This is a genomic window from Picosynechococcus sp. NKBG042902 (genome assembly GCF_963864045.1).
GTDB lineage: Bacteria > Cyanobacteriota > Cyanobacteriia > Cyanobacteriales > MRBY01 > MRBY01.
The window spans coordinates 61,173-77,650 of the sequence record NZ_CAWLTV010000064.1 but is presented as its reverse complement, the minus strand read 5'-3'; the positions used below and the strand labels follow the sequence as shown (position 1 = coordinate 77,650).

At 50.8% G+C, this 16,478-nt stretch carries 17 protein-coding genes and 1 other RNA gene; 9 read left to right on the top strand and 9 right to left on the bottom strand.

All coding sequences use genetic code 11. The features are described from left to right. The first annotated feature begins 58 nt into the window (after positions 1–58). The 4 genes from AACR41_RS05870 (at position 59) to ssrS (ending at position 6,509) form a co-directional block, all read left to right on the top strand. Positions 59–3,097: an efflux RND transporter permease subunit gene (locus AACR41_RS05870; RefSeq protein WP_030007429.1), complete on the top strand. Its 3,039-nt coding sequence runs from the start codon at positions 59–61 to the stop codon at positions 3,095–3,097. A gap of 159 nt (positions 3,098–3,256) precedes the next feature. Further along, on the top strand, positions 3,257–5,584 hold the full coding sequence (locus AACR41_RS05865; protein WP_030007428.1) for a nitrite/sulfite reductase: 2,328 nt from the start codon (positions 3,257–3,259) through the stop codon (positions 5,582–5,584). Positions 5,585–5,723: 139 nt separating this feature from the next. Further along, positions 5,724–6,290: a hypothetical protein gene (locus tag AACR41_RS05860; RefSeq protein WP_030007427.1), complete on the top strand. Its 567-nt coding sequence runs from the start codon at positions 5,724–5,726 to the stop codon at positions 6,288–6,290. A 36-nt stretch (positions 6,291–6,326) separates the two neighbouring features. Next, positions 6,327–6,509: non-coding RNA, 6S RNA (ssrS, locus tag AACR41_RS05855), on the top strand. A gap of 38 nt (positions 6,510–6,547) precedes the next feature. On the opposite strand, the gene AACR41_RS05850 is transcribed toward ssrS, so the two are convergent. Both AACR41_RS05850 and AACR41_RS05845 read right to left on the bottom strand, forming a co-directional pair. Further along, positions 6,548–7,129: a CPBP family intramembrane glutamic endopeptidase gene (locus AACR41_RS05850; RefSeq protein ID WP_030007426.1), complete on the bottom strand. Its 582-nt coding sequence runs from the start codon at positions 7,127–7,129 to the stop codon at positions 6,548–6,550. Between the two features lie 13 nt (positions 7,130–7,142). Further along, positions 7,143–8,216, bottom strand: coding sequence for a DUF3326 domain-containing protein (locus AACR41_RS05845; protein ID WP_045442120.1), 1,074 nt, complete (start codon positions 8,214–8,216; stop codon positions 7,143–7,145). 175 nt (positions 8,217–8,391) lie between these two features. Here AACR41_RS05845 and glmU point away from each other — a divergent pair, with 175 nt between their 5' ends. Continuing rightward, a complete protein-coding gene (gene glmU / locus AACR41_RS05840; protein ID WP_030007424.1) occupies positions 8,392–9,741 on the top strand; it encodes a bifunctional UDP-N-acetylglucosamine diphosphorylase/glucosamine-1-phosphate N-acetyltransferase GlmU in 1,350 nt (449 codons plus the stop codon). 35 nt (positions 9,742–9,776) lie between these two features. Here glmU and AACR41_RS05835 read toward each other — a convergent pair whose 3' ends face one another. Further along, on the bottom strand, positions 9,777–10,577 hold the full coding sequence (locus AACR41_RS05835) for an ABC transporter permease (RefSeq protein ID WP_030007423.1): 801 nt from the start codon (positions 10,575–10,577) through the stop codon (positions 9,777–9,779). A 186-nt stretch (positions 10,578–10,763) separates the two neighbouring features. On the opposite strand from AACR41_RS05835, the gene AACR41_RS05830 reads away from it, so the two are divergent. The 3 genes from AACR41_RS05830 to AACR41_RS05820 are packed head-to-tail and all read left to right on the top strand — an operon-like array spanning position 10,764 to position 12,152. Then, positions 10,764–11,639 (top strand): hypothetical protein, encoded by an 876-nt coding sequence (locus AACR41_RS05830; protein WP_339367627.1) that lies wholly within the window; start codon positions 10,764–10,766, stop codon positions 11,637–11,639. 52 nt (positions 11,640–11,691) lie between these two features. Further along, on the top strand, positions 11,692–11,847 hold the full coding sequence (locus AACR41_RS05825) for a hypothetical protein (protein ID WP_161768743.1): 156 nt from the start codon (positions 11,692–11,694) through the stop codon (positions 11,845–11,847). A gap of 11 nt (positions 11,848–11,858) precedes the next feature. Continuing rightward, a complete protein-coding gene (locus tag AACR41_RS05820) occupies positions 11,859–12,152 on the top strand; it encodes a hypothetical protein (RefSeq protein WP_152551006.1) in 294 nt (97 codons plus the stop codon). 36 nt (positions 12,153–12,188) lie between these two features. Here AACR41_RS05820 and AACR41_RS05815 read toward each other — a convergent pair whose 3' ends face one another. Together AACR41_RS05815 and AACR41_RS05810 are read right to left on the bottom strand one after the other, a co-directional pair. Then, on the bottom strand, positions 12,189–12,647 hold the full coding sequence (locus AACR41_RS05815; RefSeq protein WP_012308232.1) for an SRPBCC family protein: 459 nt from the start codon (positions 12,645–12,647) through the stop codon (positions 12,189–12,191). A gap of 84 nt (positions 12,648–12,731) precedes the next feature. Further along, complete coding sequence (locus AACR41_RS05810; protein ID WP_030007421.1) at positions 12,732–13,931, bottom strand: Coenzyme F420 hydrogenase/dehydrogenase, beta subunit C-terminal domain; 1,200 nt, start codon at positions 13,929–13,931, stop codon at positions 12,732–12,734. 105 nt (positions 13,932–14,036) lie between these two features. Here AACR41_RS05810 and AACR41_RS05805 point away from each other — a divergent pair, with 105 nt between their 5' ends. Then, complete coding sequence (locus AACR41_RS05805) at positions 14,037–14,177, top strand: hypothetical protein (protein WP_161768742.1); 141 nt, start codon at positions 14,037–14,039, stop codon at positions 14,175–14,177. A 28-nt stretch (positions 14,178–14,205) separates the two neighbouring features. On the opposite strand, the gene AACR41_RS05800 is transcribed toward AACR41_RS05805, so the two are convergent. The 4 genes from AACR41_RS05800 to AACR41_RS05785 are packed head-to-tail and all read right to left on the bottom strand — an operon-like array spanning position 14,206 to position 16,387. Further along, on the bottom strand, positions 14,206–14,466 hold the full coding sequence (locus AACR41_RS05800; protein ID WP_030007420.1) for a type II toxin-antitoxin system RelE family toxin: 261 nt from the start codon (positions 14,464–14,466) through the stop codon (positions 14,206–14,208). Next, positions 14,447–14,650: a hypothetical protein gene (locus AACR41_RS05795; RefSeq protein WP_223209935.1), complete on the bottom strand. Its 204-nt coding sequence runs from the start codon at positions 14,648–14,650 to the stop codon at positions 14,447–14,449. The genes AACR41_RS05800 and AACR41_RS05795 overlap by 20 nt, the downstream gene beginning before the upstream one ends. A gap of 42 nt (positions 14,651–14,692) precedes the next feature. After that, entirely contained in the window at positions 14,693–15,604 is a 912-nt protein-coding gene (locus tag AACR41_RS05790) for an o-succinylbenzoate synthase (RefSeq protein ID WP_030007418.1), read from the bottom strand. After that, positions 15,605–16,387 (bottom strand): peroxiredoxin-like family protein, encoded by a 783-nt coding sequence (locus AACR41_RS05785; RefSeq protein WP_030007417.1) that lies wholly within the window; start codon positions 16,385–16,387, stop codon positions 15,605–15,607. It abuts the gene before it with no gap. Positions 16,388–16,478: the final 91 nt, after the last annotated feature.

The window sequence follows — 16,478 nt, the reverse complement described above, 5'->3', positions numbered from 1 at the left end:
TTGCCAACAACTGTGCCTAGAATAGAAGCTGTAACAAATCGCAACAGTTGCCCCTGGTATGTCCTTTCACCTCTCTGCCTGGTCCATCAAAAATCCAGTGCCGACCCTCGTGGCCTTCATGATTATGACCATCGTGGGGATCTATTCGTTTTTGAATCTTGGCATTGATAATACGCCAAACATCGATATTTCTGCCGTGACCGTGAGCGTTAGCCAGCCAGGGGCCGCCCCAGAAGAGATTGAAACGGAAATCACCAAGAAAATCGAAGATTCCGTCGCGAGCCTCGCCAATATTGATCAAATCACCTCCACCGTGACCGATGGCAATTCCCAGACGGTCGTGAATTTCGAGTTGGGCACCGACACTGACCAGGCGACCAATGATGTGCGCAATGCGATCGCCCAAATTCGCTCATCTCTACCCCAGGACATCACTGATCCCATTGTCCAAAAACTTGATTTCGCTGGGGGTGCCGTGATGACCTATGCCCTCTCCTCTGGGGAGCGTACCGTCGAAGAACTCAGTGATCTCATTGATCGTCGCATTGGTCGAGAACTCACCAATGTAGAAGGGGTGGCCGAAATTCAACGGCTGGGCGGTGTTGACCGGGAGATTCGTGTCGATCTCGATCCTGATTTGTTACAGAGCTTGGGGATCACTGCAACCCAAGTTAATGACCAGATTGCTCAGTTTAATCTCAACCGTCCAGGAGGCCGCCTCGAACTAGGGGGCAATGAGCAAAATGTCCGGACTCTTGGTAGTGCAGAGAGCATTCAAGAATTGCAGCAATACCCGATCACGTTACCTAACGGAGATCTGGTGTCTTTAGAAAACCTGGGCCGCGTGGAAGATAGCTTCCGGGAACCCAGGGTGGCAGCGACCCTCAACAATGAACCAGTGGTGGCATTCTCCGTACTCCGGAGTCCTGGGAGTACCGTTGTCGGCGTTGATCAAGGGATCCGAAAGGCGATCGCCGAGTTGCAAACCACCCTCCCAGAGGATCTCCGTTTCGATTTGATTTTTACCCGCGCCACAGAAATTCAAGCCTCCTACGACGGCACCATTATGGCCCTGTGGGCGGGCTGCATTTTAACGGTGATCACCGTGGGCTTTTTCCTCAAGGACTGGCGGGCCACTTTAATTACCGCTGCCGCCTTGCCCCTCTCCATTGTGCCGACGTTCTTTGTGATGCAGGCCCTCGACTATACCCTGAACGGGATGACCCTCCTCGCCTTGGCCCTGGCGATCGGTAACTTAGTCGATGATGCGATCTGCATGATTGAAAATATCGACCAACACCTGCAAATGGGCAAAAGACCTTTCCAGGCTGCCATCGATGGCGCCAGGGAAATTGGCCTCGCCGTAGTGGCAACCACCGCAACCATTGTGGCTGTATTTCTGCCCGTGGCCTTTATGGGGGGCGTGCCAGGGCAATTCTTCCAACCCTTTGGGGTCACCGTCGCCGTCTCAACGATGTTCTCGACCCTGGTGGCCACCACCATGACGCCGATGCTGAGTGCCTACCTATTAAAATCAAAACTGGGGGCTTTTAATGGCCAGAAACAACCGGGTTTTTACCGGAATCTGCTTGGCTGGGCACTGCACCATCGTCTCACAACCCTCCTCATTGCCCTAGCCTTTTTTATCGGTAGCCTCCAGCTGATCCCCTTTATTCCTACAGGACTTTTTAGCAGTAGCGACACGGGCATTAGTACGATCGCCTTTGATCTGCCCCCCGGTGCCACCCTGGCTGATAGCGAGCAAGTGATGACGGAAGTGAGCGATCGCCTCCAGGCCAATCCCGCCGTGAGTAGTGTTTTGGCAACGGCGACCAACGTCAACAGCGGCACCATTTACGTTAACCTTGTACCCCAAGCGGAACGGGTTTCCCAGGCAGAATTTGAACAAACCCTACGGCGTGATTTCCAAACGATTCCGGGGGCCAGGGTCTCCTTCCAAAGTACGGGCGGGACAGGCAATTCTAAGGATCTCTCCATTGTGCTCAAAAGTGAAAATGCCCCGCTTCTACTAGAAACAGCGACGACCCTAGAGCAACAGATGGGCAGCGTGTCGGGGTTAGTGGACATTTCGTCGAGCGCGAGCTTGGTTAAACCCGAACTGATCATTCAGCCTGATCCCCAACGGGCTGCCGATCTTGGTGTTTCTGTGGCGGCCATTTCCCGCACCGCTTCCCTGGCGTTAATTGGCGACAATGACTTTAATTTGCCTAAGTTCAATTTAAGCGATCGCCAAATCCCGATCCGCGTTCAACTCGATCCCGCCCAACGCAGTAACATTGAAACCCTGAAAAATCTCCAGGTACCGAGTAACACCGGTGAATTAGTCCCCCTAGCTGCTGTGGCTGAATTAAAGCTCGGTAGTGGTTCGGCCCAGATTGACCGCTTTAATCGCTTCCGTCAAGTGGAAGTGGGGGCCAACCTGGAGGGAACATCCCTAGGGGATGCCTTTGCTGCCGTGAATGCCTTGCCGGTGATGAGCCCCCTACCTTCTGGCGTGACCATTGAACCCGCGGGCGACGCAGAAATTATGCGCGATATTTTTAGCCGTTTCCTCACGGCGTTGGGGGCGGCTGTCCTGTGCATCTATGCAATTCTGGTGCTGCTTTACAACAACTTCCTCTATCCCTTTGGGATTCTAACCGCTTTGCCTCTCTCCATTGGCGGGGCTTTGTTGGGGCTGATGATTACCCAAAAGGAACTGGGTTTATTTGCCCTGATTGGCATTGTGTTGTTGATGGGTCTGGTGACAAAAAACGCAATCTTACTGGTGGACTTTACCCTCTCTGGCCTACGGGAAGGTAAAACCCTGAAAAAATCCCTCGTCGAAGCTGGGGTTTCCCGGTTACGGCCCATCTGTATGACATCCCTCTCGACCATTGCCGGGATGTTGCCCATTGCCCTGGAGTTGGGAGCCGACGGTGCGACCCGGAGTCCGATGGCGATCGCCGTGATTGGGGGCTTTAGTACCTCCACCGTTTTGACCCTGATCGTCGTGCCTGTGATCTTTACCTACATTTATCGCTTTGTCCGCTGGCTCGTTAAACCCTTCCAAAATGCCCAATCTGCGCCCCTATGATTTCCTGCCACAAAATTACAGATTTTATCGGACTTGCTCGGATCACCGAAATTTTGTGTCACCATAGTACATCCGAGTAATTTTTATCGATATTGCGGGCCTGACCCTTAAACCATTCCAGGCCAATCCGAATTAGCTCCTACAGAAGAAGAACACCCTATGACCACGACGACAACTCCCAAAACTTGGAAAGAGGTCCTTGGCGATCGCATTCCGCCCCAGATGGCCGAAGAAATTGACACCTTTGAAAACCAAATGGCCCTCCGCTGCCAGGACAAACTCGACGAAAAAGTGTTTGCCGAACTGCGTCTTCGTCGGGGCGCCTACGGTCAGCGTTACGATAACGGCTTCCGGAATGATGGGGTCAAAGCCAAAGCAATTCCTTTTCCCAAAACAGAACTCACCAAAGGCCCCGATACCAAATGGCAGGCCCCAGGCATGCAACGGATCAAAATTCCCTATGGGGGGATGACCGCCGAACAAATGGATGTTCTCGCTGACATTTGCGAAGAATATTCCGACAACATTCTCCACATCACTACCCGCCAGGACATCCAACTTCACTTCATTTCCCTCGATAATGTCCCGGATATGCACCGTCGCTTAGCGGCAGTGGGCATTACGGTACGGGAAGCCTGTGGTAACTCCGTGCGCAACGTTACCGCTTGTCCCCTCGCTGGTGTTTGCCACGACGAAGTCTTTGATGTCACAGGCCATGCCCAGGAACTAACGGACTTTTTCCTCGGTCACCGGGATATCCAGGATTTTGGCCGCAAACTAAAGATCGCCTTCTCTGGTTGTGAAGATCACCCCTGCGGTCTGACTTCCATGCATGACCTTGGGTTTATCGCCAAAACCAAAGAAATTGATGGTGAAATCGTTAAAGGATTCAAGGTTTATGTCGGGGGCGGCTTAGGTTCTGTACCCTTCCTCGCCAAGCTCTTTGAAGATTTTGTGCCCCTTGAGGAAATTTTTCCCCTCTCCCAGGCCATCTTCCGCGTTTTTGCCCGCCTTGGGGAAAAGAAAAACCGCAACAAAGCCCGGATCAAGTTCCTCGTGCAGAAACTGGGCCTAGAAGAATTTAAACGTCTGGTTACCGAAGAACGGGCGACTCTCGAAGCTGATCCCGGTTGGACAGCCTGGGTGGATCGCCTGACAACCTACGCAGAAAAAGGTAAACTCGCTCCTGTCGCTGCGGATCAAACCTTCGACCATGGGGAAGAATTCACCAAGTGGAAAACCACAAACCTCTATCCCCAACGGCAAGCAGGCTTCTATACGGTTGCGGTTTCTTTGCCCCTAGGGGATGCTACTTCGCCCCAATTCCGGGGTCTGGCTGATATCGTCCGCAAATATACCAATGACACGGTACGGACAACCGTTGAGCAGAATATCTTGATCCGTTGGGTACATGAAGCAGATCTTCCCGCCCTCTATGCAGATCTCAAGGCGATTAACCTCCATAGTGGTGGTGCCCATTCGATTATTGACATTACCGCTTGCCCGGGTACAGATACCTGCAAATTGGGGATCGGTAGTTCTCGCGGTTTAGCTGGGGAATTACGGCGTCGCATGGCCCTCAAGGGGTGGCAGTATGACCAGGCGGTCAAGGATATCCGCGTCAAGATTAGTGGCTGTTTCAACTCCTGCTCCCAGCACATGGTGGCAGAAATTGGTTTCTATGGCTCTAGTCGTCAGGTACAACGGCGACGGGTGCCCCACTTTAACCTGGTACTCGGTGGAGAATGGGCGAATAATGCCTCTACCTACGGCAAATCCATGGGGGTTTTGCCCTCGAAGCGGATTCCCGATGTGGTGGAATTTCTCATTGATACGTTCATGCAGGAACGCCTGGAGAATGAGAAATTTACGGAATTTTTCAACCGCATTGGCCGTAAGGAAATGAAGGAGCGACTCCAGCCCTTCACGGAAGTGCCTAGCTACGAAGAAGATCCTTCGTTCTATTCTGACTGGGCGGACACGCGTGAATTTACCCTTGGGGATATTGGTGTCGGTGAATGTGCTGGGGAAGTGGTCACCCTCACGGACTTTAGTATGGCTGACGCAGAAAGCCTCCACTTTGATGCAACGGTGCTGCTTGACAATCCGCAAAATGGGGATGTTCAACTGGCGGCGGATAAGGCGATCGCCGCCATGGTTAGTGCGGCCCAGGCCCTGTTGAAATTCCAGAACATCGATATCAGCGATAATCCGGAAGTGGTGAGTGCTGAGTTCCGCAAGTATTTCTACGATACGGAACTGTTCTTTGATCCCTTTGCGAAGGGGAAATTTGCCCAGTTCTTCTTCTCCGCCCTGAAGCATAAAGACAAAGCCGCCAGCCTTGAACAGTCCCAGCGCTTGGTGGAAGAATCCCGTCTCTTTATTGAAGCAGCCCACGCTTGCAACGGTCGGATGATCGAGGCAGGGATTACCAGCCCAGTGAGCTTTAAGCAATGGCTCCTGAAGCAAGGATTTGGTATCAACTAAACGGCACAATGCTGCGTTAGGTTCCTCAGAAAAAATCGGGTGGGCAAAGTTGCTCACCCCATTTATGTCCGCCTTGATCTGCTTTAATGTTGCTCGAAGCAATTATTGTCTAAGTCGTCACTGAAAAGTAAAAAAGCTTGTGTATATTGAACGTTTTTGTGTAAAATTCCCGGCCCAAATGCCCGCTGGTTTTGATGAGGCATCGTTAATTGGCGTTTTTCAAGGATGGATCCGGGATGAAAAAATTGGGGGCACCTTAATTGATGTGGTGGACTACCGCCATGTGCCCGATGGCCCAGGGATTATGCTCGTCACCTACGAAATCAACTACATGATGGAGCACCAAGGGGGCTATGGCCTTTATGCCCAGCGGCGCTGGAGTAGCGTGGAAAATCAACCCCATACCGAGGCGATCGCCGATTTAGTCCAGTCGGCGGCTAAATTTGGGAGCTTGCTTGAACAGGAAACAGAGATTACCCTCAAGGGCAATGAATTTCTCTACATCAGCAATGACCGCCTGAACGGGCCAAATACCGATGAAGGGTTTGCGGCGGTGAAAGCAGATCTCAGTGCTGCCTTAACTCAAATCTATGGTGGGAAAGCCTTCACCATTGAGCGGGTACAAAACAATCCCAAAGAGCGTCTGACCCTTTCTGTCAAGGTGGATAGTCCGGTGGCGATCGCCGAACTTTGTACGGTTGCATAAGGATAAAAAAATCCTTTAAGATGACTTCTAACAGGATCAAGCCTACCGCGTTGGTGACTACCAATATTGTTTGTTGATCTATGCTTGAGCTAATTGGGAAGCCGATTAAGTTCTCGCGGCAGTAAACCGAGCTTGTACTCGGAAACGAAAGCTGAGAGCTGTTCTTCCCCCCTGGATTTTCCAGGTCAGAAGCTGAGGTAAGACGGCGTGGCGGGTGCAAGTCCTGTATTTTTTTGCTCAATTTTTGCCGCCCAAGGCTAGGGTGCTTCGTGGCGGAGCTTCCAAATCAGGCTTGAGGTGAAGTTTGTCACGATGTGGGCAATCACGGGCACGAGTAAATTTCCGGTGGCGATCGCACTGTAACCGAGAATAAACCCAATTACCGTCGCCCAAACGGCATAGGACCATTGCTGGGCGCCGCTGATGTGGAGTACCCCAAAAATCAAGCTCGATAAACAGAGGGCGCCCCATCCCAAGCCCAAGCCCGGTAGCATAATCCCCCGAAACAGAAATTCTTCACTCAGCCCCGGCAACAGTCCCAACCAAATGGCATCGGGCACGGCCAGGGGTTTGAGGACAAATTCAAGGTAAGTATCGACACTGCGACGGTATTCCGCCCAGACAGCGTAGAGGAGACTGCTGGCGACAATGATCCCCAAGGCGATCGCCACCCCCTGGATGAGAGCCAGTCCCGAAAATTCCCAGGCCAAAAGTTCTACATTGCCGATTAACCGCCAGAGATTTCCCACAATAAACAGCAACAGCGCTGTGATCCCCATAAGAAGGAGCACCTGTTGGCGGGATAACGGTTCTAAGGGCGGTTGGTTGGATTGATTCACAATAAATATCGATCTAGATTGCATTGAGGGGGGGCACAGTGGGTCGCAGACTCGAAAAATCTAATCCGGCACGGTGGGCGACCATGATCCCAATTGCCTCCAAGTATGAGTCTACCCGACGGGCTTTAATCCCAACGGATTCTGGAAAAATGCTTAATGCAGTGTCATTTTCGTTTACAGCAATGATCAATGTTTGGGTCTGGGCGAGGCTCAAAACGGCACTACCGCCACAGGCACTGGCGGGGATCACTAGGCTATCGACCTGATCCGCCCAGATCTCTCCGGCTTGGCGATCGCCTTTTGTCACAAATTGGGGCGCGTAGCTCAACCCGGCCAGGATACAGGGCAAAAAAGTATAGCCTAATTCTTCGGCAGCGGCTTTTGGGGAAAGTTCCGGTTCAATGGGTAAAGGCGATAAAGCTGGGGCATGGGCGCAGGGAATCTGAAATTTTTTCACGAGCAGGTGGGAAATCACTGCTTCAGCACCCGCGAGGGCATCGACCCCAGATCCCTGGCGATACTGGGCGAGTAACTCACTATCTTCGTCGTCAGGAAAGCGAGCCACAACGGCGATCGCCTCCACCTTGGCCTGGGTAATTAGTTTTTCCGCCGCCCGCAACAAACTGCCCACATTTTCAATCGTCCCCCAACTGACCCCCGTTTCCGAAACTTTGAGGGTGACATTCAAGGGCGCATCCGTCACAACATAATCTGTGATCAGCAAACCTAAGGTCGCGCGGCAAGCTTCGGCCCCCTGGATATGGCGGGTTTTTAATTCTGCTTCAATGCCTTGATCGAGGAGTAATCCCACTTTATTTTGTCGCACGGGTCGTAACCCCCAGTTCCCCGCAGCGAATTGATCGAGGCCATAGCCTTCTACATAGAACGTATTCGCCATGGGCCAAAACAGTTGCGCCCCGTTTAAAACGTTGGGGTGAGTAATCAGGCGATCGCACACCTGGGCCATCAGCCGTGCAATGGGAATCCCGTCCCCCGCATAGCCACCAATTTTCGCGCCGATCCCCGTGGGGATAATCAGCATTGAGGTGTAGGGAGCAGTGCGGCTTGGGGTCGGTGCGAGGAACATAAAAATTCACTGGAAAAGAACGTTTGAGAAATTTAGCACTAATCCGGTAACTGCTTCAGCCCCCAGGTTTTTGGGTGTAAACAAGAATCTTCTCCGGCACTGATGCCGGAAGTCCCAAACAATACGATATACTCCACACTGAAACGATGTCAGTCAATCGAACACAGCAAAGGCAATGGTAGCGGTAGCAATTTTGGCAGCAGGCAAAGGTACACGGATGAAGTCGGATCTCCCGAAAGTCCTTCATCCCCTCGGCGGGCGATCGCTCGTGGAACGGGTGATTGAAAGTTGTGCCCTCATTAAACCAGAACGAATTTGTACCATTGTTGGTTACCGCGCGGCTGAGGTAAAAACGGCCCTGGCCCATTTGCCCCACCTAGAATTTGTTGAACAAACAGAACAACTCGGCACCGGTCACGCTGTCCAACAGCTCCTCGAACCTCTCAAGGATTTTGCGGGCGATGTCGTGATTCTCAACGGCGATGTACCGCTACTCCGCCCCGAAACCATTGCAGATCTCGTGAGCACCCACCAGAAAAATAATAATGACGCAACCCTGTTAACAGCCCAACTGCCGAATCCCATGGGTTATGGTCGTGTGTTTTGCGATGGTGACAACCTAGTCACCCAAATCGTCGAACATCGCGACTGCAACGATGCCCAGCGCAAGAATAATCGGATCAATGCGGGTGTCTACTGTTTCAAGTGGGAGGTGTTGGCCGAGGCGCTACCCAAATTAACCACCAACAACGATCAGCAGGAATATTACCTCACGGACGTTATTCTCCATTGCGATAAAGTGATGGCGATGGATGTGGCGGATTTCCAGGAAATTAGCGGTATTAATGACCGTTTTCAACTTTCGGCGGCCTACGAAATTTTGCAAGACCGCATCAAGGAAAAATGGATGAAGGCCGGGGTCATGATCCACCAGCCCGATACAGTCACCATTGACGACACCGTGCAGCTTGAACCAGATGTGATGATCGAACCCCAAACCCATCTGCGGGGCAATAGTTTGATCAAGACTGGTTGCCGCCTAGGGCCGGGCAGCTTGATTGAAAATAGCGTCATTGAAGCTAATACAACAATTCTCTACAGCGTGGTGAGTGATAGCCAGGTGGGGGAGAATACCCAAATTGGCCCCTATACGCACATTCGCGGCCAGGCTAAGGTTGGGGAGCAATGCCGGATCGGGAATTTCGTGGAGGTCAAAAAATCGACCATCGGCAACAATACCAACATGGCCCACCTCTCCTATATCGGCGATGCCACCCTAGGAGCAAAGGTCAATATCGGCGCTGGGACGATCACAGCGAACTATGACGGTGTGAATAAACATCAAACAGTGATTGGCGATCGCAGTAAAACCGGAGCCAATAGCGTCCTGGTTGCGCCCATCACCATCGGCGAAGATGTGACCATTGCGGCAGGCTCAACAATCACCAAGGATGTGGACAATGATTGCCTCGTTGTCGCCCGGGCTCGCCAGAAGGAAATTAAAGGGTGGCGCTTACAGTCTTGAACGGAGAAGCAGGCGTAATGGGGAATCAAACCTGATTAAAATTGCCGCCGACTGAAAATAAAGATGGCGATCGCCTGGAGCAAAATCACGTAGACAAGGCCATAAATCGCACTGAGTAGTAGAGTTTGGCCATCGGGAACCACCCCATAAACCACCTCATTACGGAAATTGAGACGCGATAAATCCGGCAAAACTTTATAGAGATTTTCGGTGATCCACTGAACTCCGGCATTTTGGCTCAATTCCCCTAATTTCACTAAATCGGTGCTGAAGTGGCCCATCAGGTAAATCCCAAAGGAGAACAAGGTCGCCAACAGAGAACTGGTGAATACCCCAAAGGCGATCGCCACGGCAATGATCAGCATTAGCTCAATAAATAAATAACCGAGGGAAAGGGAGATTGGCCCCAGCGGCACCGTTGACCCTTGCCACAGCAGCGGCATCATACTTTGTGACCAGGCCAAAAGCGCGAAATAAATAATTCCCATGGCAATTAACATCACCGCCACCACCGCCGACAGCCCCAGATGCTTCCCGACGATCAGTTCGGCGCGGCTAATCGGTTTGGGGATCAGCACCAGGATTGTGCGTTTTTCAATTTCTTTGTTGACCAAGCCTGTGCCGACAAAAACAGCCACCAGCACACTCAAGATACCGATCATCCCCAGGCCAAAATCTACGACGATCTTCGCCCCTGCCGTCGCCGACACATCGGGTAAGATTCGTACCGCCAGGGCAAACACCAGACCATAAAACCCCAAAAAATACAAAATGCGATCGCGAATCACTTCTCGAAAACAATTACTGGCGATCGCCCAAATGCGCTTAAGATTCATCGCTTTTCTCAACAGGACAAGCATCAAGGAAACAGCATATCAAGATTTTCTCGTCCCGCAGTGAAAATGCCCCGACAAACACCCCAAAATCGTGATTTTTTAACGATTTAATAAAAAAGGCTGCATCCCTTCTCAGCCATGGGTGAGAATGCCAGAGTATCCCTACAGACGAAACTGTCCCTCCCCATGAGCCATCCCCACGCTGCCCAACTTCAAACCCTCATGGCCCAAGCCAATGTGAGCGATGTCATTCAACTGGCGGCCTATTCGCGGGTCGCAGCGCGGCAAATTTACCGACTACAAGCTGGGCTCATTCATAGCATCCCCGTCGAAGCCGTGGTGAAATTGGCTCAATATTTCGATCAATCGGTGGATGAGTTTCTGGCTCTGTTTCTGCCCACAGGCATTCAGCCGTTAGAATTTACCCCCAAAACGACCCAAGCAACTGGGATTGACCCCGCCGAACTCGAAGCACTTCAAGCAGAAGGCGATCGCCTCCGCGCCCAACTAGAAACCCAGGCCATTAACCACGCCGAGGAAATCGAGCAGCTCCAACACCATCTCCAAGCCCAGCAGCAGGAATATACCGATAAAATCGATCACTTCCAACAACAATTAACCGACCAAGCCGAAGCCCAGGCCCAGCAGGAAGAAACCCTCAAGGCCGAATATGCCCGCCTAGAAACCCAACTCGACAGCCAACAAGCACAAAATGAGCAACGCTGGCAACAGGAAGCCCTGGATATTCTCGAAGCCTGGCTATTGCAATGGTCTGCCGCAGCGAAGGCCGCCCAAGACAATGCCCAGTTCCCCGCTAGAACCCTGGTGGCCCTCACACAACCCTTTGAGCAACTCCTGGCGAGCTGGGACGTGACTCCCATCGGCACCGTCGGCGAAATTGTGGACTATGACCCCCAAGAGCATCAATTGGTGAAAAATCACGGTGATGTCGGCCCAGGGGATGCGGTGGTGATTCAAAATGCGGGCTACCGCCAAGGCGATCGCCTTTTGCATCGGGCGAAAGTGATCCATCAGGAAGAACCCAAAGGGACAGAAAACTAAGGTTTGTCATTGAATCCTAATCTCCAAGCCCTAGTGAGATGACAAATCCACCATGCGCATCCTAAAAAGCACTCCCCGCCAACTACATATCGAATTTCCAGAAGAATGTACGGCCCAAGCAACCTTAGGAATCGTATTTGTCATTACGGCGTTACTTTCCCTAGGATTAGTACTGATGGCAGGAGGGGGCGAAAGTCTTTTTTTCTAGTACTATCAATAGTGGTCGCAGTTTATTGCTTTTTAGAAAAAATTCCCTACGCCTGCTTAATAGACCGCACCGCAGCACAGCTAAGCATTCTTCGTCGCAATAGTTTAGGTCAGCAGCAGTCCCTCATCTACTCCATCAATGACATCGACACTGTAACCGTAATCCGAAATGTGCGCCGAGGGCGGCCTTGCAGCACCAATGTTTGCTTGAAGTCAGGTGGGCGATCGCGGCTAATGTCCTACCAATCCTGTGCTGCTCAGCACCAAGTTGCAGATCGAATCACAACTTTCTTGCAAAACCCATAGCTACATCTGGCTGAATTGATGACACACTCCAGGGATCTAGACAGAGGTAGGCGATTGTTCCTGAAGATTTTTGACATAGTCCCGAAAACGGTGGAGATCGGCTTGGATGGTTGATTCCACGACCCGGCCTAAAAAGAGATTGTCCATGACCTGTCCCAAAATACCAGGGATATCATAGGCAATGCTGAGGCGAACAATCGTTTTGCCATGGCGGTCATAGAAACGGATCGCCCCCCGATTCGGCAGGCCATCAACGGATTCCCACTGAATAATTTGGTGCTTAACAACCTTTGTGATCCGAGAGAGCCAGGTAAATTCAAAGGAGCCACTGGCCAATTTCCAGCGGGACAGATCTGGGTCGTCCTTGAGGATGGCGACAGAATCAATCCATTTCATCCACTGGGGCATTTGTTCGAGATCTGACCAGAGTTCCCAAACGAGATCGATGGGGGCGTCAACTTCTACCTGTACGCTGTGCTCTAGCCAACCTGACATAAAACTTTATAAAACCAAACATCCCCCTCACTGTAACAGAATTCCCGAATGAATTGGTACCGCTTCTGGAGGGGGAAATAGCCCCTAGTCTTTAGGCAGTTCGTACTGGGCGACGATTTTTTTCGCAAACTCTGGCACATGGGCTTCCAGCTTGCCTGGGTAATTGCGGCGGGTATAGAGATAGTTCCGCGTAAAGTGAGAATCAATGGAAAATTTTGCGTACTCTAAACCCTTCGGGCCAATCTTTTCGATCACGACTCCCATCAGCTTGGCGGCCCACATTGGTAGAGTAACGCCCTTATCGTAGGCAGGAATACTATTTTGCACAGCGGCGCGGCGATCGCCTTTAGAACTAACCGGCTGCATTTCAATTTGATCGGCGACGAGATCAAACATTTCCTGGCCTGTTTCGTTGCGCACCACCATCCACTGCCAACCGAAGGGAGCGCCCATATAACCCACCACGAGATCCGCTAAACCGTTGGTATAGTCAAAGCAACTCATGCAAGACGGTGCAAACACATCCTTCAGTTGATTGGTTTTTAAGCCAAAGAAGGGGACTGTTTCCGTCGAACCATCCTCATGCTTAAAATGCACCTTAAAATCCTGCATGAACTCGTAGTAAACCACCGTTTCCGGGGAGCGACTGGTGGTATCGAGGAATTTCTGTAAACCCGCGCGAGTGACATTATCCACACAGGGCAAACCCAAAACGTAGAGCTTTTCGAGGCCCAATTTATCCTGCACTGACCGTAGGGCTTGGATCTGGCAACCCACACCGATCACCAATAATTTCTTAAATTCCCCCTGTTCAATCTGCTCTAGGATCGTCAAATTGGGCGAGAGGGTTGGCTTATTGACACGGGCAGCGAGGATTTCCTCTGGGGTAGTGGCGATGATCGGCATCGGCTGAAAGCGATCATCAGGGGAACTCTGCACACAGACCACGCCTTCTACCAGTTTTTCTTCGAGCATTTTGCAGGCGAGGGAACTGACAATCCCCGTCCATTGCGCCCCTTCGATTGGTTCCGTTTTCCGGGCAGCCACCATTTTTTGATGCACGCCAAAATACATTTCCTGCTCTTGGTCTAGATCCCGCTTGCGGCCATGGACTTTGGTTTCGAGCTTGTCAAACTGCTGGTTTAGAAAAGCACAGGCTTCTTTGACATAGTGGATAAAATGGGTGTCACAGAGGCCACAGTCACTACACAGGGCCTTGGCCGGACGGACACTTCCCCGGGGTAAACCTTTCGCTTTCTTGTGGGCAGGAATTTGGGCAGTCATGGGCAGCAGAGTCGATCAAAGAACAGTATTTGTCAGCGTAATGGAAAGGATTACCGGAAAGGGAGCTTTTGTGACGAACTGTAACGCGATCGCCGTCAGGATGAATTGAAGACAAAAAATCAAGCAGATATCAATCGGCGGTTCAAATACCGTTTGCAAATTGCACGGGCGAAGCGGGCCAGGCAGAAATCTTATCAGTTTTGCCAAGCCCACCAGATTGAACTCGAACTAGAGGCGATCGCCTAAGTTTTTATCAACAAAGAGTCGTTTCTACTTATTCATAAACATTTTGGCGATGACCAACACGAATAATTTCAATGATTAATGCATTTTTTAAGACAGAATAAATAATGCGGTAATTGCCTTTGCGAATACGATAAGTTGAAGACATCCCAGCCATTTTTTTACAACCATTAGGATAGGGATCAGCCGCTAAAGATTCAACAGCTTTAATAATTTCTGGAATAATCTGAGGTTGAATTTTTCGAAGTTCTTTTTTTGCTGAAGCTTTCCAGCTAATTTGGTAGGAGTCCATCAGCTTTTAATTCTTCGATAAATACTTGATGTTCTGTTGTTTCTTCTTGTTGCCGCTGAATGACGATGGCAAGGTCTTCAAGCTCTTCAAGTAGCGCTTCAAATTCTCGGATGGGTAAAATGACTTCTGTTTGTTTCCCGCTTGAATCTGTGACATATTTCGGATGCAAATCTGCAATATTCATAATCATTACAGGTGTTGGAAACGGATATTCAGCATCGTAACATCAAATCCACTGGGTGCCGCCCATACCCAAAGCTCGTCGGGACTGGACAAAATCCTGAGAAAAATTTAAAAGTGCCCGTTGGCCGACTGCCGTTTCAAAAACAGTAGAGAGTACAAAATCCAGCTTTTTAGTTTGACAGACATCTTGAAGACGGGACGGAAAGCCGGCGATCGCCAATTTGATCACAAAGACACCGCGCCACCCTTGGCCATAACAATGTTTTAAAGAAGCGATCTGGGAAACGGACTCATCCAGGGCGATTTGGGTCTGAAATGCTGCGTTTAGCTGCAATAAATCTGAAAAATGCCCAGGAGCTAAAGGTTGCTCGATAAAGTCTAGTTTTACTTGAGATTCCCCCCAATCTAACCATTGTTTCGCTTGTTCTAAGGTTAAACCACCATTGGCATCAAGGCGCAACCGACCATCGGCGGGCAAGGTTTCCAGGATCTGCTGGCAGAGGGCGATTTCTGTTGCGGGTGTATCCAGGGCAATTTTCAGTTTAAAGGTGCGAAATCCTTTTTGTAGTAAAGTTTGTAGGTCTTGGAACAGGGTGGGCGATCGCCGGATTAACTGACAGAATTTTATAGGGTGTAGAGGGGCTAAATTTTCGGTACTGGCAAGATTAAGTTGGGCCGTCTCAAAACCGAATTGACAGGCTGGCAGGGCATCGGGAATCGCCGCAATTTGCCCATCAGTAATGTTTTCCCCAAAGGCAGCACAAAAGGCGATCGCCTGCTCAAGGGTTTCTGTCCCAAACCACGGCAAAGGTGCAATTTCCCCCTGGGTAATCCGTCCCATTTCATCCCGGAGCGACAGAATAACTCCCTCCCGCACCGTCCACAAACCATGGTGAGTTTGCAGAGGCGTTTTAAAGGGACGGCGGTAGGGGGCAAAGCGAAATTGATAATTCACCTACGTGACCCGCTGCACATCAGGAAGATTTTCCAGGAAGGTCAAAGGCCGGCTCATATTTGCCGCAAACCCTAAAATGTTTTGGTCGCAGTGCTGATATTGCAACGTGCCATCGGCATCAAATAAAAATGTCGCTCCTCTTTGGGTCATATACTGGGCATCGGGCACGTAGGTAGACCAATTCCCCAGGACTTCGGCCATATTCCGCAGGCGGAGGGTCGCCAATTCTAAGGGCCGCTGAAAACCCTTCCCCCCAGCCGCCGCAAAAAATTCTCCTTTTAGGGCTGGTAAAGGAGCCGCTTTAACGACTTCATCATCGGCAAACAGTTGGGGTGCTTTTTTATCCCCTGTATAACCCCGCAAAACTTCCTTGAGGGTGCCTGGGCTACCAATGCCAGCACACATCAACATCAGATTTACCCAGGCATTTTGGCCCGCGTTGAGTCCGGGAATTTTCCAGGTTAAACCGCGATATAGGCTCAGTTCTTGATGAATCGTTGCCTTAGGATCGATGAATAATTTCTCGGCCGGGAAACCCGTATAGTCACAAAATTTTTGACCAGAACGGCGATCGCCAATGCCCACCGCGACATAATCTACCCGGCGACAGAGATCAGCATCTTTTTGGAGCCACCAAGCATACTCAAGACTGTCAAAATCGCCGAGTTGGGATAGGATCAGCACCATAAGGGGTCGAGTCAAACCAGACGGTACCAACGGTGTCAGTTGACCATCGCTCACCCGCTGCCGTTCTGTGTGTTGAAAAAACTGAAGATAATCCACGGTTATTGGGAAACATTTAGGATAGAGAACAAGGGTTGCTATGGAGCCATAGCCTCGCCTTCGTCAGGATAAACAGATTTCTTTTAAAAAT